Source organism: Cuneatibacter caecimuris (genome assembly GCF_004216775.1).
In the GTDB taxonomy this organism is placed as follows: Bacteria; Bacillota; Clostridia; order Lachnospirales; family Lachnospiraceae; genus Cuneatibacter; species Cuneatibacter caecimuris.
In genome coordinates this window covers 359,612-380,174 of record NZ_SGXF01000002.1, presented here as the reverse complement: position 1 = coordinate 380,174, position 20,563 = coordinate 359,612, and the positions used below count along the sequence as shown (strand labels likewise).

Annotated in this window: 21 protein-coding genes; all 21 read left to right on the top strand. The window is 39.9% G+C overall.

The features are described from left to right. Positions 1–60 precede the first annotated feature (60 nt). A complete protein-coding gene (locus tag EV209_RS07970) occupies positions 61–822 on the top strand; it encodes a SipW-dependent-type signal peptide-containing protein (protein ID WP_207220586.1) in 762 nt (253 codons plus the stop codon). A gap of 111 nt (positions 823–933) precedes the next feature. After that, positions 934–2,094: a hypothetical protein gene (locus EV209_RS07965; protein ID WP_130434837.1), complete on the top strand. Its 1,161-nt coding sequence runs from the start codon at positions 934–936 to the stop codon at positions 2,092–2,094. Beyond that, positions 2,091–2,777 carry a SipW-dependent-type signal peptide-containing protein gene (locus EV209_RS07960; protein WP_130434835.1) on the top strand — a complete coding sequence of 229 codons (687 nt, stop codon included), beginning with the start codon at positions 2,091–2,093 and terminating at the stop codon, positions 2,775–2,777. The genes EV209_RS07965 and EV209_RS07960 overlap by 4 nt, the downstream gene beginning before the upstream one ends. Beyond that, positions 2,774–3,292, top strand: a complete 519-nt coding sequence (locus EV209_RS07955) for a signal peptidase I (protein WP_130434833.1) — start codon at positions 2,774–2,776, stop codon at positions 3,290–3,292. Before EV209_RS07960 ends, EV209_RS07955 begins: the two co-directional genes overlap by 4 nt. A gap of 74 nt (positions 3,293–3,366) precedes the next feature. Next, positions 3,367–3,594 (top strand): hypothetical protein, encoded by a 228-nt coding sequence (locus EV209_RS07950; RefSeq protein ID WP_130434831.1) that lies wholly within the window; start codon positions 3,367–3,369, stop codon positions 3,592–3,594. A 109-nt stretch (positions 3,595–3,703) separates the two neighbouring features. Next, entirely contained in the window at positions 3,704–4,531 is an 828-nt protein-coding gene (locus tag EV209_RS07945; protein ID WP_130434829.1) for a hypothetical protein, read from the top strand. A gap of 16 nt (positions 4,532–4,547) precedes the next feature. Next, the gene (locus EV209_RS07940; protein ID WP_130434827.1) at positions 4,548–4,976 is read left to right on the top strand and encodes a PrgI family mobile element protein; all 429 of its coding nucleotides are present in this window, start codon (positions 4,548–4,550) and stop codon (positions 4,974–4,976) included. After that, positions 4,942–7,359, top strand: a complete 2,418-nt coding sequence (locus EV209_RS07935) for a VirB4-like conjugal transfer ATPase, CD1110 family (RefSeq protein WP_130434825.1) — start codon at positions 4,942–4,944, stop codon at positions 7,357–7,359. The genes EV209_RS07940 and EV209_RS07935 overlap by 35 nt, the downstream gene beginning before the upstream one ends. Before the next feature lie 63 nt (positions 7,360–7,422). Further along, entirely contained in the window at positions 7,423–9,582 is a 2,160-nt protein-coding gene (locus EV209_RS07930; protein ID WP_165388864.1) for a C40 family peptidase, read from the top strand. A 149-nt stretch (positions 9,583–9,731) separates the two neighbouring features. Next, the gene (locus EV209_RS07925) at positions 9,732–10,430 is read left to right on the top strand and encodes a recombinase family protein (RefSeq protein WP_130434821.1); all 699 of its coding nucleotides are present in this window, start codon (positions 9,732–9,734) and stop codon (positions 10,428–10,430) included. A 128-nt stretch (positions 10,431–10,558) separates the two neighbouring features. Then, positions 10,559–10,783, top strand: a complete 225-nt coding sequence (locus tag EV209_RS07920; RefSeq protein WP_130434819.1) for a hypothetical protein — start codon at positions 10,559–10,561, stop codon at positions 10,781–10,783. Next, complete coding sequence (locus tag EV209_RS07915) at positions 10,777–11,751, top strand: HipA domain-containing protein (protein ID WP_130434817.1); 975 nt, start codon at positions 10,777–10,779, stop codon at positions 11,749–11,751. The genes EV209_RS07920 and EV209_RS07915 overlap by 7 nt, the downstream gene beginning before the upstream one ends. Positions 11,752–11,849: 98 nt before the next feature. Next, positions 11,850–12,194 (top strand): hypothetical protein, encoded by a 345-nt coding sequence (locus tag EV209_RS07910; RefSeq protein WP_165388862.1) that lies wholly within the window; start codon positions 11,850–11,852, stop codon positions 12,192–12,194. Beyond that, positions 12,184–12,516 carry a MobC family plasmid mobilization relaxosome protein gene (locus EV209_RS07905; RefSeq protein WP_130434813.1) on the top strand — a complete coding sequence of 111 codons (333 nt, stop codon included), beginning with the start codon at positions 12,184–12,186 and terminating at the stop codon, positions 12,514–12,516. Before EV209_RS07910 ends, EV209_RS07905 begins: the two co-directional genes overlap by 11 nt. Positions 12,517–12,549: 33 nt before the next feature. Further along, positions 12,550–13,980: a relaxase/mobilization nuclease domain-containing protein gene (locus EV209_RS07900; protein ID WP_130434811.1), complete on the top strand. Its 1,431-nt coding sequence runs from the start codon at positions 12,550–12,552 to the stop codon at positions 13,978–13,980. Then, positions 13,901–14,692: a hypothetical protein gene (locus EV209_RS07895; RefSeq protein ID WP_130434809.1), complete on the top strand. Its 792-nt coding sequence runs from the start codon at positions 13,901–13,903 to the stop codon at positions 14,690–14,692. Before EV209_RS07900 ends, EV209_RS07895 begins: the two co-directional genes overlap by 80 nt. Then, on the top strand, positions 14,692–15,702 hold the full coding sequence (locus EV209_RS07890; RefSeq protein ID WP_130434807.1) for a DUF5688 family protein: 1,011 nt from the start codon (positions 14,692–14,694) through the stop codon (positions 15,700–15,702). The genes EV209_RS07895 and EV209_RS07890 overlap by 1 nt, the downstream gene beginning before the upstream one ends. A 17-nt stretch (positions 15,703–15,719) precedes the next feature. Continuing rightward, the gene (locus EV209_RS16315) at positions 15,720–15,887 is read left to right on the top strand and encodes a hypothetical protein (protein WP_165388861.1); all 168 of its coding nucleotides are present in this window, start codon (positions 15,720–15,722) and stop codon (positions 15,885–15,887) included. A gap of 4 nt (positions 15,888–15,891) precedes the next feature. Next, on the top strand, positions 15,892–16,425 hold the full coding sequence (locus tag EV209_RS07885; protein WP_130434805.1) for an HAD family hydrolase: 534 nt from the start codon (positions 15,892–15,894) through the stop codon (positions 16,423–16,425). Beyond that, positions 16,422–18,434: a PcfB family protein gene (locus EV209_RS07880; protein WP_130434803.1), complete on the top strand. Its 2,013-nt coding sequence runs from the start codon at positions 16,422–16,424 to the stop codon at positions 18,432–18,434. The genes EV209_RS07885 and EV209_RS07880 overlap by 4 nt, the downstream gene beginning before the upstream one ends. 5 nt (positions 18,435–18,439) lie before the next feature. After that, complete coding sequence (locus EV209_RS07875; RefSeq protein ID WP_130434801.1) at positions 18,440–20,494, top strand: VirD4-like conjugal transfer protein, CD1115 family; 2,055 nt, start codon at positions 18,440–18,442, stop codon at positions 20,492–20,494. The last annotated feature ends 69 nt before the right edge of the window (positions 20,495–20,563 follow it).

Genomic DNA, 20,563 nt, shown 5'->3' with positions numbered 1-20,563 from the left:
TACCGCCAAATTGACACAGAATAGGAAAAATAAGAAAAAGATTAAAAGGAGAATGAAACGATGAGAAAAATGAGATTTACAAAAAAGACGAGATTTGCAGCAGTTGCAGCAGCTGGTTTATTGGTATTCGCTACAATAGGCGTAACCATGGCTTATCTGACCGATAAGGATTCAGCCACAAATACCTTTACCGTAGGAGAAATTGATATCCAGCTGACTGAACCCAGCTGGGACAATTCTCAGGATGGCTTGAATCGTCATCCAGGCGATACTGTAACGAAGGACCCAACGGTTACAGCTCTGGATGGAGACAGCTATATGCGTGTGAAAGTAGAAATTTTGGATGATGAGGAGAATCTTATCACAGATGCCGAGCGGCTGAAGCAGATTAAGAGCATAATTCGCTATGACGCTGCCGGCACCGCGCTGGTAGAAGGAACAGCATATAAAAAAGAAACTATTGAAGCACTGCCAATGGTAAATCCTGATTTCAAAGCAGACACCACGGCAGCAGATGCAGCAGACAACGTGCTGTATTTTAACTATGTCGGCGGAGACGGAATCTTTAGCAAAGGAGAAAAAGTGGTCCTGTTCAACCGCATTGCAGTTCCCACGGAATTTGACAATCAGGATATGGCAATTCTGGATGGTGACACGTACACCATGGATGACCAGGATAACCTGGTTGTATCTGCAGAAGGAAAAGGATATCAGCTGCGTCTGACAGCAGAAGCTGTACAGAGCAAGAATGTTGCCAACGCGGATGCCGCTTGGGATCTGCTGGATACAGAGCACATCCAGCAGATGACTCTGCAGCCCTAATTAAATGCGTTAGATAGTTGATTTTCCCCGGTTGCTTTATAGATCTGGACTGGGAGATTAGCCCGCAGCTGGATTTTTGCCAGCTGCGGGCTTTTTAGTGGAGGAATCAGGATGAAGAAAAAATATATGCCGGCATTGGCGCTTGTTGTAACTGGGGTATTATTGTTGGGAACATCAGTAGCCTTTGCATCTCAGGTACTCCGCGAAGTATCATACCACAAAATTACAATCGCCAAGGTCTCTGGAAAAATAGAAGAAGAATATGAAGAAGGGATACACTATCCGGGCAGTACAGTAAAAAAAGTTGTTGATATCAGAAATGATGGGGATTTTGATATGATCCCCAGAGTCCAGGTTCGGAAATATTTTGATAATAAAAGCTTAAATCCGGATCTGATCGAAATTGATTTTAATAGTCAGCACTGGTTATATGACGATGGGTGGTACTATTACAAGGGAGTCCTGGCACCGGGAGAAAAAACTGCAGAACCTTTGTTTGAACAGTTTCATGTATCGGGAACTGCAAATAATATATATGCGGGTGCAATAGGCCATATCCAGATTGACATGGAATGTATTCAGGCAGCTGGAAATGGTATCAGTTTCTGGGGAAAAACGATGGAGGAGCTGGATATTCAATGGGATGTACAGCAAGCACAAACAGAAAGTGCATCTGTGGTGTTCCAGAACTTTGACGAGGGTTTTGTCTTTTTACCAGAAGACACAGACTTATTTATAAATTTCAAAAATCTGATGCCAGGGGAAAATCGGTCCCAGAATATACATGTGGAAAATAGATTCCAGAAGGAAACCGAAATCTTCCTGTGCGCGGAGATGGCGGAGCAAGATGAAAACCAGTGTGATCTAATCGAAAAATTGATTCGTGAATACTGCAGTATTGTGGTGTCAGATTCTAACGGGAATACGATCTATGCTGGTCCGATTTATGGAAATTTGGAATCAACTGCAGAAGCTCCTGAAACCATGATAATGAAACAATCTATTGGTAAATTATTAAAAGGTGAAGGAACAGACTTATCCATTTCTTTAACAGTAAGTCCAGATTTAGACAATAATTATCAAAATCTAACTGGACGTATAAATTGGGTTTGGATAGCTGAATCGGACGATGAAGTCACAGCTCCAAATCTGGGCATCTCTTCCCACAACCATACGGCAATGTACTTCTCTTTGGCAGGCATAATAATTTGTGGTGCCGCCTTAATAATTGGGATCAAGAAATTAGGTAAAAGAAGGGAGGGTGAGAGATGAAAAGGATCAAAAAATGGCAGGCAATACTGATCGCGGCTGTTGTAATCTGTGTATGTGTGACAGGCTTTGGAAGTGTTTATCTGACGAATGCTTACCTGACCGATAAGCATTCTGTATCCAATACCTTTACCATTGGAGATCTGCTGATCGACTTAAAAGAACCAGCTTGGGAAGGCTTACCTGATAAAGATGGGGACGGAGTTCCTGACATAGCCGATGGAATTCTACCAAATACAACTGTCCCAAAGGATCCCACTGTTATTCATATAAGTGGTGTATCTGCCTACATATACTTGGAAGTTACTGTCCCCAGAGAAGATCTGCAGCTGGTAGAAAACCAATCAATGGTTACTTCACCGCAGCTGATGGATGTCTACCAGTATGTGATAAATGATGGCTGGACAGAAATTAGCAGGCAGGTATCGGACAAGGAGAGCAAATATCTGTATGCCTATACAAATAAAGAGCTCTCTGTGGGGGAAAAAACAATTCCTCTTTTTAATGAGGTATATTACCCCAATGTGCTGGAAGGGACATTGCCGGAAGGTGAACATCAAAACATCCAGATTAAAGCATATGCGATTCAGTCTAAATATTTGGATGTTATTCAGGGTGATGTAACTGAAAAAATGACAAAAGCGTTCAAATTGTATTGGACGCAAAGAGGAGATGGTGGCCAATGATGAAGAGAGGGAAAACCAAACCTTCTAATCGAATATGTCTCCTAATCAGAATTATATCAAATGGGATCATTCTATGTACCGCACTAATATCTTTGGGTGTATTGATTGGATCAGCTTTAGGATACCGAGCCTATGTTGTACTGTCATCCAGTATGTTTCCTGCTTATCCTACTGGCTGTGTTGTTATTACGCAGCCGGTAAGTTTTGAGGATCTATCTATAGGAGACACAATAACATTCCGATCCGGCCCAGAAAATAGCTCAATCGTCACACATAGAGTTGCGTCCTTAAACAATATCGGGGTAGAAACAAAAGGCGATAATAATGAATATCCAGATACAGGTATTGTAAAAGCAAAAGATATACTTGGGCGCGTATGGTTTGGAATACCAAATTTAGGATATTTAATACAGTATATCAAAGAACATCCATATCTAGTGATATTGATAACCTGCTGTATCTTGGCACTGTACATACTTTTAAGAACAGTTAATAGTTGGGCAGCTTCTTATTGAGAGGAACTGTCTACAGAATATGATGAACATAGATAGGTGCCAGAGGGCCCCTATTTTGCTGAAAGGATGAAAAAATGGAAACGAATGTTGTAACACAACCACTTATAAAATTACTGGATATTTTTTTGGCTGTTATTGGGGTAGTAGGCTTATTTTTAGCGGTAAAAGGTGTTGTTGAATTTGTGCAAGGAATAACACAGAAGGACAGCCAGGGAATGGTTCATGGTGGAATGTATATCGCAGCTGGTATAATTTTGGTGTTTATTAAGCAACTACTGGCCCTTATGGGTATTACCTGGTAATCGTAGCCAATGAAACGATTTTTCCCTGATGAAGTAAGGAGTAGGTATCAGGATAAGGTGGGCAGGGATAGGAATTTTTTCCTTGCCCCATTTGGTAGGAGGAAAAAAATTGTTTGAAGATGTAATAATCTTTTGTCTTGAATCAGGGTATGAAGTTTGGAACCTAATTGTAAATTACGTTTATTTGCAATTAGGCCAGAGTCCGGATACTTTTGCTGGAGGCTCTCTATGGTCTATTATAGCCGGCGTACTGCCTATTTTTGCCGGCGTTGCAGGAACATTATATGCATTTATGGTTCTGCTCGGCTTTTTCAAAGAAATAACGGATGCCAGACAGGTTCAAGTTTGGGATTATGTAAAAATTTTTGCAAAAGCTGCGATTGGGAATGTGTTAATTTTAAATTTCAGTAACATTGCGTTACAGCTATTCCGTTCGGGCGGAGCGCTGATCGGATTGGTTGGAACTCCCCAGGCATTACATACCAGCTTATCAGATGCCACAAGAGAGGCTATTTCTGATACCGGATGGGGATGGCAGATTTTGTTGATCCTGTTGGCAGTTGTCATGCTTGTAGTGATGGTAGTTACAGCCTTCGGATTATTATTTGTCCTTTATGAGCGATTTATCAAATTAGTTCTAATTGTACCACTGGGTATATTTGCCTGTGCATGTCTTCCAATGGGAATGAACATCACAGGTCAGTATTTTAAAAATCTGATCAGCTTAATTCTGGAAGGCGTGGTAATTGTACTGGCTTTGATGTTAGCCGCGGCGCTTGCAAATTCAGGTTTCTCTGTTGCTGACGGACTAACAGAGAATGCAATGTTGCAGGCAGTCGGGCGTATGTTTGAAGCTTGTTTTATGATGATCATGACACTTGGCATCGTAAAAGGAGCTCAAAATATTACAGTCCGTTCTTTAGGATTTTCGTTGTAAGGAGGTTGGTAAAACCATGGAATTTGAGATTGGACAGGATATGGGGTCCTTCCGTCAAACGGTATGGAAAGGGCTGACGATAAAAGAAATTGTGGCAATGGGATCTTTGGTAATCGTTGTCGGTGGTGGAGTGATCTTTTTAAAAGATATGATAGATACTCAAATGATTGGATATATGGGGGCGCTGATTGTAGCTCCAATAATGGCCTCTACATTTTTTCATAAACAAGACATGTTAGTCTGGGAATATTTGGGGAAAATGGCTCTCCCCAAAAAACAAATTCTTACTTATATCTCTACAGAAGATGCTGAACTTACAGAAAAATTTTGGGCGGAACAGGAGATATTAACAAAGAAATTGGTAAAAAAGGAAAAGAAACTTAACCGTTTTAAAAGAGGGGTAAAAATAAATGAACAAAATGCTGAAACTAAAAAAGGCCGATAAGCCATTACATAAAATGCCAAAATCGACACAGCAGCTGCTTGAAATTATAAGGGTTAGTGATGACGGTATTTTTGAGCTGCACAATCAAAATTACAGTAAATGTTATCAAGTCAGCGATATTAACTATGCAATCGAAGACGAAGAAGCGCAGACAGAATTACTGGTACGTCTTAGCAGGATGTATAATACTATTCCTGTAAAATTTAAGCTGACAATCAATAATAAAAATTATAACATGGAGAATTTTGAAGAGGATTATTTTTATCCTGTCAATGAAAGGTATGGAGAATGGAGCAAAGCAATGAATGAAGTTATTGCAAATTCCATACTCCATAATGACCGTCCTGGTATCCGGCAGGAAAAATACCTGACAATCACGATTCGAAAAAATAACATAACAGAAGCCAGATCTTTTTTCAGAAACGTTGAAAATAATATTCAAAAAGAATTTAAACGTCTGGGCAGTATGATTATTCCCATGGATACTGAGGAGAGAATTAAAATATTGCACGATGTATTTCGGATGGGCAATGAGTCAGATTATCAGTTTAACTATAAGGATTATGTAGAGCACGGCTGGGATTGGAAAAATGATGTAGCCTCAATGACTGCAGAATTTACCAGCAAAGATTTTCGCCTGGGCAACAAATTTTGCCGTGCTATGTTTCTGCAGAAGGTAGGAAGCAGTTTATCTGATCAATTTCTGACGGATTTAGCACAGGCTCCGATGCACAGCATGATCAGTATTGATGCCGTTCCAATTCCAAAAGAACTGGCAATCAACTGGCTAAATAAAAACTATTTATCCGTGGAGAAAAAAATCTCCGATCAGCAAACACTTAGAAATAAAAATGGCAGTTTCAGTAATGAAATATCTTACACCGTACAACAGGAAAAGGAAGCCGTAAACCAGGCCATCCAAGAAGTAACGAGAAATGACCAGAAAATGTTTTGGGTTAATTTGTCTCTCATGCTAATGGCAGACACAGAAGAAGAGTTGGCAGACCATACAGAAAATGTATATAGTATTGCCCGGGGATATTCTGTAAAAATGGATATCCATGAGCTGAAACAGAAAGAGGCATTACTTACGATATTACCAATCGGGATACGTGAAGTGGCAACAATGCGAACAATGCTTACCCGTGAACTTGCTGTATTGCAGCCATTTTACGTTCAAACAATGGATCAGCCGCACGGAAATTATTACGGCCGTAATCAAATTTCCGGGAATCCCGTGTTTGGTGATCGAAAATATCTTTCAAATCCGCATGGATGGATTTTCGGAGAAACTGGATCAGGCAAGACTGTCTTCAATAAACTGGAACTCATTTCCGATATCATACGGAATCCAAAGGACTGCCATATCATTATAGACCCACAAAACGAATATTTTGACCTGGTTAGGAGTTTGGGAGGAACAGTGATTGATATGTCTGCTCAATCAAAGACATATGCAAATCCTTTTGCAGTATCACACAATCTTCCTAAGAGCAAGAGAAATGGGCTGATTGCCAGAAAGTCTCAATTAATGCTGTCTCTGGCCCAGGAACAAGCAGTAGAAGATCTCAATCCCAAATATAAATCAATTATTGATCGCTGTGTAGAACGGATTTATCGTTCTTTCTTCAGTGATCGTAATGCTGAAATACCTACTTTAAGAGATTTTTATGATTTACTGGACGTTCAGCCAGAAGAGGAGAAAAAAGATCTGCGCTTACTTTTTGAGATTTTGGTTACTGGTACACTAAATTTCTTTTCTCATCAAAGTAATTTGGACATGGAAAATAAAATTATATGTTTCGGCATGGCAAATTTGAGTGAGGATTTGTTATCCATGGCCATGCTGATTATGATTGATGTAATCGAGTCAAAAGTAGGAGAAAATTTTGAAGAAGGGTTAGCAACATTTATTCGAATCGATGAGATCCATGTTTTATTAGAGCATTTGATTACAGCAACATATTTGAACAGAGCCTGGAAAATGATGAGAAAACTCGGCGGTATTATTACTGGCATGACGCAAAATATCGCTTATATATCCAGATCACCGATTGGGACAGATATGCTGTCCAATAGTGAATTTGTTGTAATGCTAAATCAATCGCTCTCAGATGCTAAAGTAGTTGCCGACATGATCGGAGTATCTGAAAGCCAGCTGGAATTTGCAACAGGTACGGATCCCGGCTTGGGGTTGATGCGTTTTGGTTCTAAGATAATACCATTTGATATCCGGCTGCCTAAAAATTCCCCATTGTATCATCAGCTTAATAGTAATTTCCATGAAATACATAGAAAGGAAAGTAAGGATTGTTTTTCGGAAAGAACACTAAGTAATGAAGCGGAAGGGGTAAAAGGTAAGATAGATTCCCTAACAGAATAGAAGAACAATAGGAAATCTAAGCACTGCCTCATTGGGCAGTATTGCATGATGAGGAGGTCTGTAGTGTCCACAAAAAATAATGAATTATACATGCACAGTCGGAACAAAGTAATAAAAATAAGTGTGAAGCAAGGTAAAAAGTTAGCTTCAGGTATGGGGAGAGCTGTAAAATTCACTGGTGGGTATACTCTTAATAAGACCAGTAATTTTGTGTATTCTAAGATGCCGGCTGCTGAAAGAATGCACCTACAAAAATCAGTTACTCGGATACAGGCCGGCGTGAAGTATAGTAATAAGGCATTTTTTAAAATGGGCAAGATTGGTTCTTCCGGGACAAAAGGAGTGGCTGCAACAGGCCGCATTTCTTCTAATATATCAGACCATGAGGCTCAAAATTTACAAAATCGTTCATTAGAAGACCATACAGAACAAGAGATACAGCAGTATGCTTATGCTGCTGGCCTCTCTGGGCATGGCGGGCAATGGGCGAAAGAAAAATATTATAAAAACAGTATTAAATTGAAAAAAATCCATAAAGAAAAGGAAATGAAGCAGGCCGGCTCTTCTATTCACTCTTATCAGCAGACCATGAATGATTATTCTGCTGGTAATGCTGCGCGCAGAAGAAAGGAACCGCAGATTAAGGAGGTACACTATAGACAGGCAATACATAACGAAACCTTAACAAAAAAAAGAAATATCCTGAAGCCTTCTAAAGATAAAATGCCGCAGGATATGACAAAGAAGATGACTTCAAAATCTTTCAAAAACCGAAATAATACGGTAGGCGAGAAGTCCTGGGTGGCTGGTACAAAAAAAACGGGTACTGCGGATAACCATTTTAACAATTCCATCAAAATGTCCAAAAAGGATATCAATAAAGAAAATAACATACAGCTGAGTGGTTTTAAGGTTATGCGTGCCGGCGCTTCTTCAGAAAAGAAAGCGTCAGGATCTTTGAAACAGGTAAAGAAAACGGAATCCGTTAAAAAAGCTCAATCCCAGCAAATAAAGAAATTTCAAATAAAATGGTTTTCTTCTAAAAGTAAGGGAGTGGTAAAGAATAAGGTTGTAGGCATCGCAAAAAAAGCTGGTAAGGCAATTTTGGCAGCAGCGAAACGGAAGATTGCAGGAATAGCAATCGGTGGTCTGTTCTCTTTACTTATGCTTGTACTACCAGGGGTTATTATCCTGGTAATAATTGATAGTCCTAAAATTCTTATTGATATGGTTTTGGGAGGGAATGAGGATCCAGATCAGGAATTGATAGAGAATACCTTAATTCCTGTCGCGGAGGCACTGGAGAAAATGTATGGAGACTTTGTTTTAGAAGTACAAGAAAGCGCAAAACTCACTGATGGAGATAATGGTTTGTCAGTACCTCCCAATGATACCATGATTTTATTTCCTGACAATACTACCGCAATGCCCAATTTCATTGATGTATATCTGCTTTACTTATATAGACTAGATTCTTTTCGTAATGATGAAAGCATGGATTATGAGCTGTTGAAAGGCACATTTCATGAGATGTGCTATTACACCAGCTTTTATCAAATTTTGGATCAGGGAGGTGAAGAGGTATGCCAAAAGGTGACTAAAGTATATTACTGCCAGCTGACAGATCTCATCCAAGCAGGTACAAATGATAATACAGTAAGACAGGCTGCTGCCCTGGATCCGGAGAGGAAACGCTCATTGATGAAGTTGCTGGGTATGGAGACTTGGGATCCGGGAAATGCGGAAGTTCCAGAGAACCTGAACGATCTGCTGGACAGGGTAGAAAATCCGGAAATTAAATTGGTGATATCTGGTGCGATCAGTGTTATAGGAACGCCATATAGTCAGGCGTATAGACATATGCAAGGATATTTTGATTGCTCTTCTCTGACCGCCAGAATGTATCATAGGATTGGAATAAACCTGGGGTATGGTGGTTCAGATACTGCAGCTTCTCAGGCGCAGGGCTTATCTACAGCTGGAAAAACGGTTTCCTATGATGATTTAAAACCGGGAGATTTGATTTTCTATTCATTTGGAGCAAATGGCCGTTTTATGAACATTGATCATGTTGCTCTGTATGTAGGAAACGGTTTGATAATCGACACCAGCAGTAATATGGGATCAGTCCAGTGTAGGGCCGTGGTAGCACCAGAGAATATTGTTTTATGCGGCCGGCCGTTGGTGGAAATTCCAAATATTGAAAGCAGCCCTTCTCCATGATCTATTGGCCAGGAAAATTTGGTTGTTTTAAAGTACCAAAAAAAGGGGATTGTAAAATAGTATTAAAAAACTTGAGTTTTCCAGGATTATGAAGTAAAATAGAAGTATAAATAAAAGGGAACGTTTTTATTGAGACAGGAGGTGTTAAAGTGAGGGCCATTTATGGATATTGTCGTATTTCAACTGCAAAGCAGTGTATTTCGAGACAGATCAGAAATATCATGGCAATCTATCCTGATGCAGTAATTGTGCAGGAGGTGTTTACTGGCACAAAAGTAAAGGAACGTCCAGAATGGATGAAGCTGTATACAAAGGTACTGCCTGGAGATACTATTGTGTTTGATTCTGTCAGCCGGATGTCAAGAGATGCTGATGAAGGGTTTCGCCTGTATGAGGATCTGTATAGGAAAGAGGTGGATCTTATATTTTTAAATGAACCACACATCAACACAAAAACGTTTCGAGATGCAATAGCACATGGAAATATTGAAATGACCGGAACAAAGGTTGATTCAATACTGCAGGGAGTAAATCAGTATTTGATGGAATTGGCCAGGGAACAGATAAAAATTGCATTTGATCAGTCCGAAAAAGAGGTTAAGGATCTACAGAAGCGAACAAAGGAGGGGATGCAAACAGCCAGGCTGCAGGGTAAGCATATTGGGAGGCCGGCGGGACCAGCTCGGGAGACACAGAAAGGGGTTCGTGCCAAAAAGCAGATTCAGAAGTATTCAAAGGATTTTGGCGGTACCCTGAATGATATGGAGGTTATGAAGCTGATTGGAGTATCAAGAAACACTTATTATAAGTATAAGCGCGAACTGAATTCTTTTGTAGAGGTGTCTTGAGTGAGAATACATGCCGGGTGCCTTACCCGGTGGAAAGATATAGAGCATCACCGCGGAGCCCCGGTAAGAGAGAATGAATCTTGAAAAATCTTTCATAAACCGGTAGTATAGAGACAGGAGGTGTCAGTATGTTTGATCCTTTTCGGAATGATGATATAAAAATTGACTTTCCGGTCCCTCAGAGATTAAAGGCTCTGATGGAAGAGGTAGAAGGGCTGTACCAGGGGGAGGATGAGGTGCGGTATGAAGCCTGGATTGGGCAACTGGGTACTATGAGTAAATCGTATTATCTGGCCAATGTCCTCACAGAGGAGCAGTTAAATAAAATATTAGATAGGTATGGTGCATGGTAATGATGATAGATTTTAATAGTTTCCCGGAAAACGAAAGATATTACAGTGGAAATGCTGGTGCCAAAATGGGTATTTTTTTTCAGGATGAGAACTGGTTTTTGAAGTTTGGCAAATCAACCAGAGGATTCCGAAATATGGATATTTCTTATGCGACCAGCCCTCTGTCTGAATACATTGGATCTCATATTTATGAGATAATAGGTGTTCCGGTACACAAAACCTTGCTGGGAGAACGGGATGGGAAAATCGTTGTGGCCTGCCAGGACTTCCGGAAACAGGGAGATGAGCTGATAGAATTTAAAAATATTAAAAATGCTTATGTCAAAGGCAGAGATGAAATTAGTAGTGGAGCTACTTATGGAGACAGTGTAGATCTGGAAGATGTGCTGCAGACAATCCGGAATAATAAGACACTGCAGATGATCCCAGGGGTGGAGGAACGTTTTTGGGATATGTTTGTGGTAGATGCTTTGATTTCAAACAATGACCGTAATAATGGTAATTGGGGTATTTTGGTGCATCCGGATGGTTCCAAAGAGCTAACCCCAGTATATGATAACGGGAATTGCCTGACAAACAAAAAGAGTAATGATCAAATCCTCAAAACACTGCAGAATCCGGAGGCAATGAAGGATGCTTCCTATCGTTTGGTTTTCTGTACATACAGTGACAAGGAAAAACTGATCAATCCAATGGAATATATTTCAAATACTCCGGAGGCAGGATGTTTAGATGCAATTCATAGGATTGTCCCCCGCATTGACTTGTCCCGGATAAATCGTATGATTGATGAGATTCCAGAAGAATACCACGGTTTGGAGGTGATGAGCCCGGTTCGGAGACAGTTTTATAAAGAGCTGCTTCAAATAAGACATGAAGAAGTCTTTCTTCCAGTATTAGAAAAAAGCAGGGTAATTGATCAAAGTAAAGAAACACCTGCCAGGCGTAAAAGACAGCTGAAACTATGATATGAAATGGGGCAATCAGTTTGATATACTGGTTGCCTTTTGAATAGAAATAATGAGGGAAAGTCGGAAAACGGGTTGGTTTCCGGCTTTTTTGCTGTTTGATTGTAAAACATCTCAATAAGGAAGTCCAGGGAAGGAGAATAAAATTGTTCTCAACGTTAAAAGAAAAATTGGATTTTGAGTACAGTAATTTTTATATGCTGCAGATGCTATCTCCAAAAGCTTGTATATATAGATCAGCAGCAGAAATTGATGCCAAAAGAAGGATTACCAGAAAATTATCAACGTATCACATTACCAGTGAAGATGAGAGGAAATTATTAAAATTGGAAAATCTTCTGGATATAATATATGACCATTTGGTTGATGTTGAAGATTTTTCTGATGCTATGATTATTAACGCCGCAATGGATTTGATATCTGAGGTCAAGGATGGCAAATAAAAATATAAAAGTGAGTGTCCGGATGTGTCCGGATCTTAGAGATAAGTTAATAAAAGAATCGGGAGGGGAAGAAAAAGTAAACTTATCAGAAATAATAAGAGATCGTCTGGAGCGACGCCCGGCCGATCATAAAGAAATTAGAGAACTTCTGTATTCTCTGAAAATCGAAATATCCAGGATTGGAACGAATATTAACCAAATAACAAAATCTCATAATTCCGGATTGTATAGATCAGAGGATAAACAGGAGCTGGAAAAAGCAATGCTCCAACTGAACATCCTTCTTAGAGATATAGAGCAAATATTGTACCGTGAAATATAGGGTGAATTATCGGTTTTGATAAAGGAAAAAAGGATGGCAATTACAAAAATTGGGACAATACATCAATCTCCTGGCACACCTGGTAAGCACCTAAAGAATGCAATAAACTATATACTTAATCCAGAAAAAACCAGAGAAGGGCTACTGACTGGCAGTTTGGGATGCAGTTTACAAAATTCATACCAGGATATGATTGAAACTAAGAAATATTTTGGAAAGACTGATAAGCGCCAGGGGTATCATATTATCCTTTCCCTCCCCCCCAATGAAGGCACTGCAGAGCAAATGTTAGAAATTACGAAACGCTTTACTGAAGAGTTTCTAGGAAAGTATGAAGCGGTATATGCGGTCCACGATGATACAGATCATTTACATGGACACATTGTCTGGAATAGTGTCTCCTGTATAGATGGCTATAAATACCGATATGAAAGAGGCGATTGGGCAAGAATTTTACAGCCTCTTACCAATAAACTCTGTAAAGAATTTGGCCTGTCTACATTACAGATAGAGGATCAGGAGGAACAGGAGGAGGATCAGGAAGTGGACCAGATGATCATGACTGAAAGTGTGTCAGAGAATGTTCAGATGGATACTTCAGGGAAAGCATATGAAGATGTTCCTGGGAACCTTCCACCGGATAATTTGCAAAACGAAAAAATACCATTATCTGCAGAAAAAGTGGGGATGCCATATATTGTATGGCTGAAGAATCAACAAAAAGAAAAAACAGATTTTGACTTAATGAGAGAAGATATTGATTTGTGCCTGAGCAGAGCCAGGACATATAACGATTTCTTAGAAAAGCTGGTTCTGATGGGATATAAAATACGCGGGAAAGAAGTTCTATCATTACTGGCACCGGGAGCTGAGAAAGCAATTCGGACTCGGCGGCTGGGGGACGAATACACAGTAGAACAGCTTAAAAAACGTATTGGTACTATAGAACTTTCTTACTCCAAAGTGGCGCCAGCTATTTCCAAAATATCCAGTAATCATAGACATATGAAAAAAAATCGGGCAAAACTGACGCCATACCAGAAGCGTTATTTCCGGAAATTATATCTAAACGGGAAAATTACCCGATACCGAAATAACCAGGCATGGAAATACCGACAAGATATCACTGAACTACATAAATTACAGGACCAGGTGTTGTTGTTAACACGATATGAGATTAAAAATATATTTGATCTGAAGGAGATGCGTATACAATGGGAGTCGCAGAAAGCTGAATTGATACAGAGAAGAAAAGTTATAAATACAGCATGGGAAGTGGGATTTTTAAGAGAGAAAAAAGAGATTTCTGAAAAATTGAAGGAGTTACGCAAAAAACTGAAAACGGCAGATCGATTATATGGAGAAGGAAAGGAGGTGAGGAGTTATGGATCCGCAGAACAAAGAAATGATAGAACCCGTGCAAGGAAACAGAAGTCAGGGGAAAAAATGGAGCGGAGTATCTGACGTACAAAAATTCCTTGTGCAGCTTTACATTAAATGTGGAGCTGATCAGGATTTAATGGAACGGTTTTACTGCAAACCGGAAATGCCTATTGAGGTGTATATGGAACTTCTGGAAGCAATCAGAGAGGGTCTTGCTGTTGAGGATATCGAAAAAATTCTTGACTGTAAGACCTTATTTAGTGCCATTCAAGTTAGGCATTTGGCCATTATAGGAATGTATGATCGATTACGCACTACTTCTATCTCTACTGACTCAAACAAACAGTTGAAAGCACATATGGATGAAATGTTCTTGCAGCAAAATACGGCACTGGGAGATTTGCTGAAAGCAGCACGTATGATCTCAACTGATATTAAAAAGCTGAAGGGATTGATCGAAACTAATAAGCAAGAACATTCTGATGCAAAAGAAGTTTTAGATACAAAAACAAACGTTAAAGCAATAATTTCTGATGTTGATGAAGGGGGGAGAGCAAAGAACTATTCGTCTGGTTTTATCGCACATTGCAGACAAAAGCAATTTATAAAATTAATCTCAAACACATCATTTAATACTGAACAGTTGGCAGTATTAATGCAGGCATATGAAAGCGGTATACCGATAAAAGATATAAAAAAAATTGCGGATCCGAAGATTCCAACTGAAAGAATGCAAGCAGTTGTTTCGCTGATTAATACTAAAACTTTACTTAAAAATAAGGAGAATAAGTAATGGATATTGAAATGGAAAAATTTGTAGAGGATATCACAAGAGGAATAAGGAACTATCTACCATATCCAATAGGCGACTATGAAATAAAAACGATGGAGGTTTCAAAATTTTCCAAAAAATATTTTGGCATGTGTATAAGGAAACATGGCTCCGAAATAGCACTATGTCACAACCTGACCGAAGCATATGCTGATTATATACAGGGAATTCCGTTGCGAAAAATTTTGCAGGAAATGGCTGCAGCTGAAATGCGGGAAGATATATCTGAAAAAAAGAGCTTGAGTATATCATTAAAGGACTATGATGAAATAAAAAAACGCCTGTTTATTAAAGTTTACTCAGCTGAGCATCCATCTGTTCAAAATTTTCCTCACACACTTTACGGAGACATGGCTATTGTGTATGCAGCTGATTTTTCGGATGTAATACAAAAAGAAGGTGCATCTGTAATGCTCTCTTATGATATATTAAAAAGTTATGACATTACAGTAGAGCAGTTACATCAGGATGCCTTGGAAAATACACAAAAGTTATTTCCTTTAGAAGTTACAACTATGGAAAAAAAGCTCGGGAAAGAACTTGAAAAAATGGCTTATGAACAAGGAATGAATCCTGATATGTTGAAGGAAATGATGGATTATTCATGGAATGAAGTACCAGAAATGTATGTGGTTGGAAATAAGTCATCAGGGGGAGCCGGTGCTATTTTTTGCCCTGGTGTTATGGAACAGCTATCAAAGTTCATGCAGGGTGGTTATTATATATTCCCTTCATCTATATATGAAATGATAATCAGTCCGGATGATTCACTTCTGGAAAATTCGGATATGTCAGCGATTGTCAATGAAGCAAACCAGAACCAGTTATTTGAGGGTGAGATCCTGTCCAAACATGCTTATCATTATGATGACAAAACAGGAAAGTTTGAAATGGTTGAAGAATACCAAAAACGTTTGGAGAACCAAAAAAGGCTGCAAAGTGAAAAACGCAGAAAACCCCGTCAATTATAATTAAAAAGGAGAAGAACATGGAAAAATTTATTATTTCAGTTGGAGAGAAAAGAGAGACAGCAGTACAGAAGTTATACTTTATAGGAACCCTTTTGCATAAAGAAGATGTAAGAAAATTACTTACGCAGATTGATTCTGGAAAATCTAATGTCCAAAACGATTTGGATTATGTTATTTTGAGTTGAGCATATGAAAAAAAGACTATTTGTGGATATGGACGGAACTCTTGCTGAGTTCCGTCCTACTAAAAATTTGGAAGAGCTATACGAACCTGGTTATTTTATACAACTGCGTCCCATTGCAAATGTAGTTGATATGATTAATCGTTTGGCAGCAGGAAAAGATATTGAGGTTTTTATTCTTTCAGCATATTTGGAAGATTCAAAAACTGCTTTAGTTGAAAAAAATATGTGGATTGATGAATACGTCGGTGAAATTGGAGAAGGGCACAGGCTGTTTTTACCATGTGGGATGCCTAAGATTCTTGCCGTTCCCAATTATACCCCTGACAAGGATTATCTGCTGGATGATTACACAAAGAATCTTTTGGAATGGCCCATGGAAGATAAGGCCATAAAACTGCTAAATGGAATAAATGGTAAGGGAGGTAACTGGAAAGGTTTCCGGATCAGCTGTGATCAGTCTTCCGAGATTATGGAAAAGTTGCTTAAAGAAAAAATATTACAGAGTGATCTGTTGAGAAAGGAGAGAACCATAAAATGAATGAAGTACAGGACGCTACACAAATTATTGTCGCATCCATGCGAATCGGAGAAGAATTGATCAAAGTCCCGATGAAAGTAGGGGCTGGTGCATTGGAGGCTACGCAGGTTCTGGCAAAGGCGTTTTTAATAAAACGTCAGGAACGCCCAAAGAGCGGAGAAACAAAGCTGACCGAATTGATCCGGAGAGAACCTGGGGATCTGGAAGTCTTCAAATTTCCGGAAAAACAATTGAAGGAAGTTCAGAAAGCATTAAAGGAATTTAAGGTACTATACTCTATTTTACCGGATCTGAATAAAAAGGATGGTTTTGCGGAGATTATGTTTCCGGTTTCTGCGGCGAGTCGAATTAATAGTATCGTGAATAAGCTGGGATTTGGTAAAATTGGGACATTAGAGGAGTATGCCCGGAACGCGGATCCGGAGGATTTAGCAGAAGCGCAGGAACAAGGGGTGGAGGTGGGCATGGGGCGGGAGCTGCAGGAGATTTACAGTCTTAATGAATACCAGAGAAACTTAGAAGATCCTACCAGAACTCAAATAGAAGTGATGCGGCATATGGTTTTGGGAGAAGAAGAATCTGCTCTAAAAATTAAAATACCAGGGGAACAGCGGTATATCAGAGTAAACAAGTCGGGGGCATATCCACTTGGAAACGGCAGTCTTTTGATGTTTTTGGATCAAGACCAGGAATATAGTCTATACAATATGAGAGGCCGACAGGAGGGAATTCGCGCAGGTTCAGAACTTGCAGCTGAATCGTTTGTGCCGTATCAAAACCAGTTTTATCAGCGTGGGAGCCGACGGCAACAGCGAGAGCAGATGTTAGTATCTTTGCGGAACTTGGATCAAAAAGAGGAGATACCAGATGTAAGTGCGGATGCCAACCTACAGGAATACCAAAGGCACTTTACCTTATCGGGACGCCTGGAGATTGAGGTGACACCACAGACAATTATGGAAAACCGGGATGCCGAAATGGTGGTAAGGGTCCCAGGAGAGCATCGGCATTATGTGAGTATTGATAAGGCAGGAATGTATCCATTGGGAAATGGAAATTTATTGATGTATCTGTCTGCAGAAAAGAATTATCGAGTATATGACGAGGAAAATGAGGGGCAGGTACTTTTGACTGGCAATCAGGTTTATGAGTCATTTGAGGCTGCAAAACAGAAGATGTACCCAACAGCAGCAGACCGATCAGAGCGGGAAGCTCTGGCATCCCGTTTGCGCCCTACCATTGCTGCATCGCGTTATAAATGGGATATGGTAGAGAGCAGCCCAGATGTTCGGGAAAATAATATTGTGGTACAGGAAGAACAGGTAATGATGCTGCCACCAGTAGAAATAGAAATTCCTTCCTCGAAAGTGTTTCGGGTAGATGGGAAACAATTTTCCGGGTGGGGAGATGAAGTGACAGCACATGTCATCCCATCAGCTCAAAAATATTCCATCAACTTAGAACCAGGGGTTATACTTGAAATCACTGGAAAACCTGTTAGAGATGGAAAAACGTTGTCTTGCAGCCTGTATCCAGAGAGAGAATACCAGGTTGGACAGGTGGAACAGAGTAAGGTAGTCTATGGGAACATGAAAGGAAATGAGATTATTGACCAGTATTTCTCACAGTCTGTGTTGCAAGCCTTGGAGGAAAACATAGTTGAAATTTCAATTAATCAAAAGCTGATCTATCAGGTGGATGGAAAGAATTATGCCGGCTATGATAATGTGCAGGCTAATTTCCCAATACCAGAGGGACGCGAGTATTTAACAAGAATTCCGTACCACCCAAAAGAATATCTCTTGATATCCAAAGAGGAGCAGCCAAAGATTCAGGGAAAAACATTATACTGCAAAATGTCTAGGGATAAAATATACCAGGTGAAGAATTTGGAAACAGGAAAAATCTCCAGAATTTCCGGGAAGAAACTGGTAGATAATTATAAGAAACCGCAGATACGTCAGAAATCAAAACATAGTCCAAAATTCCGTGAAGCAAAAGCTAGGTGAATAGTATGAAAAAAGTATATAAATGGTATGTGTTAGGTGCAGCTGCAGCCGTTTATCTGGGATATCTTTTTAGTGGTGTAATGCCACCAGGAACAACGCTGATGGCACTGGATCAAGAAAGGATGCTGGATGTGTTCCAGCATCCTTTTGGGAACTACTTCAATGAGAATACCGGGAAGATGGTTATGCTGGCGCTAGGGATCTATGTATGCTGGATGCTTTGGGATATGGCGAGGCCCAAAAAGTATCGCCTAGGGCGAGAGCATGGTTCCGCAGCTTGGGGAGACGTGGAGGATTTAAGCCGGCGATTGAAAAGCAAACGGGAAATGTCCAACAGGATCCTGTCAGAACACCTCAGAATTAGCCTAGATACACATATGACGCAGATCAATAACAATATGATGGTGATTGGTGGTTCTGGTGCCGGTAAGAGTACAGCTATTCTGTTGCCCAACATTCATAACATTTCTACTTCCATGGTTATCACTGACCCCAAGGGGGAGCTGCTCCGGACTTTGGGCGGCTATTTACAGCACGAGGGTGTCATGGTCAAGGTACTCGATCTGATTAATATGAAACAATCTGTTCAGTATAATCCATTTGTATATCTGAGAGATCAGGCATCGGTAAGACGCTTGATCAGCAACATCTTTGAAAATACAAAAGATAAGGGCGCATCAAAGGGGGAACAGATTTGGGAGGACGCAGCCAAAATGTATTTGGAAGCGCTGTTTTTATATGTCTGGCTGGAAAGACCGAAGCCATCACAAAATATTCCGGAAATTCTACGATTGATGTCTTTAGCAAAGGTGGATGAAGAATGCAGGACACTTGGAGAACTGGATCAGATATTTTCTGTGCTTCCCCAAGACCATCCCGCCAGAGAAACTTATTGCCGGATGATGCAGGCTGCGGGTGACACCGTGCGGTCTGTACTCTTTACAGCTAATGCTAGAATGCAGGCTTTTTATAATGAGGACCTGCAGCATATCTTGCAGGCAGATCAGATTGACCTGGCAAGTCTTGGGATCGGATATCTGGGAGATAAAAAAACTAAAACAGTAATCTTTTGCGTTATTCCGGATTCAGATAAAACCTATAATTTCATCGTTGGTATGTTATATACACAATTATTTAACGAACTGTATTACCAGGCGGATATTTTGTATGCGGGAAGGCTACCGATCCCAGTTACTATTTGGATGGATGAGTTTGCTAACGTAGCCTTACCAGATGATTTCGTGACTGTGAATTCTACAGTACGATCCCGTGAAATCTATCTATCCATCATCCTACAAAACATTTCACAATTAAAAGCATTATTTAAAGACTACTGGGAAACCATCTTAGGAAACTGTGACCAGATGATATATCTTGGCGGCAATGATCCTGGTACTTTTGAGTACATATCCAAACTACTAGATCATGAAACTATTGATAAACGCTCAGAAAGCCAGAGTATGGGGCGCAGTCCTGGTAGCAGCAAAAGCCATGATACTCTACAGCGTTCTCTTATGACACCTGGTGAAGTGCGTAAGTTGTCCAAAAAGGATAGTTTGATTTTAATCCGGGGAGAAGATCCGGTTATCGATAGAAAATATCAGACATTCCGAAAAAAGTGGTTTATAGCATTAAAACAGGTCCCTCCATATAAGGCTGCAAAGCGAGAAGAACAAAAGAAGCTGCAAATATTGAACCAGTCTTCGTTGAACCATTTCTTACGGTTACAGGAAAACGGAGAAAATGTAGTAATCTATGAGATTCCTATGGAGGATCTGGCAAGATTTAAAGGTGAGAAGATAACAAAGGAATTTCGAAATTATGGAGTTGCGGCTGCGGAAGATAGTGAGACGGGAAGCAAAACGGAAGAACGCAAAAGAGCCGGCAGCGTAATAGAATATATGCTCAAATATGACTTAGATTCTGCACAGCAAAAAGAAGTCCAGGAAGGGATTCGAGCGGGGCTTTCTGAACAGGAAATCCTTTTGTACTTGAAACCTTTTTATACATCTGAACAGATGCGGGAGCGAAGGTTGCTTATACAAGAATTTTTGGGATAAGAAAGGAAGATGCTCATGGAAGATATTATAATCTTTGTTGATGATGAAACAATCAGTCTGGATGATTTG

What these genes read in the sequence shown, in the direction of transcription:
- EV209_RS07875 (WP_130434801.1), top strand. Translation starts at nt 18,440, where the DNA reads ATGAAAAAAGTATATAAATGGTATGTGTTAGGTGCAGCTGCAGCCGTT.
- EV209_RS07880 (WP_130434803.1), top strand. Translation starts at nt 16,422, where the DNA reads ATGAATGAAGTACAGGACGCTACACAAATTATTGTCGCATCCATGCGA.
- EV209_RS07970 (WP_207220586.1), top strand. Translation starts at nt 61, where the DNA reads ATGAGAAAAATGAGATTTACAAAAAAGACGAGATTTGCAGCAGTTGCA.
- EV209_RS16315 (WP_165388861.1), top strand. Translation starts at nt 15,720, where the DNA reads ATGGAAAAATTTATTATTTCAGTTGGAGAGAAAAGAGAGACAGCAGTA.
- EV209_RS07965 (WP_130434837.1), top strand. Translation starts at nt 934, where the DNA reads ATGAAGAAAAAATATATGCCGGCATTGGCGCTTGTTGTAACTGGGGTA.
- EV209_RS07950 (WP_130434831.1), top strand. Translation starts at nt 3,367, where the DNA reads ATGGAAACGAATGTTGTAACACAACCACTTATAAAATTACTGGATATT.
- EV209_RS07885 (WP_130434805.1), top strand. Translation starts at nt 15,892, where the DNA reads ATGAAAAAAAGACTATTTGTGGATATGGACGGAACTCTTGCTGAGTTC.
- EV209_RS07895 (WP_130434809.1), top strand. Translation starts at nt 13,901, where the DNA reads ATGGATCCGCAGAACAAAGAAATGATAGAACCCGTGCAAGGAAACAGA.
- EV209_RS07905 (WP_130434813.1), top strand. Translation starts at nt 12,184, where the DNA reads ATGGCAAATAAAAATATAAAAGTGAGTGTCCGGATGTGTCCGGATCTT.
- EV209_RS07920 (WP_130434819.1), top strand. Translation starts at nt 10,559, where the DNA reads ATGTTTGATCCTTTTCGGAATGATGATATAAAAATTGACTTTCCGGTC.
- EV209_RS07955 (WP_130434833.1), top strand. Translation starts at nt 2,774, where the DNA reads ATGATGAAGAGAGGGAAAACCAAACCTTCTAATCGAATATGTCTCCTA.
- EV209_RS07935 (WP_130434825.1), top strand. Translation starts at nt 4,942, where the DNA reads ATGAACAAAATGCTGAAACTAAAAAAGGCCGATAAGCCATTACATAAA.
- EV209_RS07915 (WP_130434817.1), top strand. Translation starts at nt 10,777, where the DNA reads ATGGTAATGATGATAGATTTTAATAGTTTCCCGGAAAACGAAAGATAT.
- EV209_RS07960 (WP_130434835.1), top strand. Translation starts at nt 2,091, where the DNA reads ATGAAAAGGATCAAAAAATGGCAGGCAATACTGATCGCGGCTGTTGTA.
- EV209_RS07900 (WP_130434811.1), top strand. Translation starts at nt 12,550, where the DNA reads ATGGCAATTACAAAAATTGGGACAATACATCAATCTCCTGGCACACCT.
- EV209_RS07940 (WP_130434827.1), top strand. Translation starts at nt 4,548, where the DNA reads ATGGAATTTGAGATTGGACAGGATATGGGGTCCTTCCGTCAAACGGTA.
- EV209_RS07890 (WP_130434807.1), top strand. Translation starts at nt 14,692, where the DNA reads ATGGATATTGAAATGGAAAAATTTGTAGAGGATATCACAAGAGGAATA.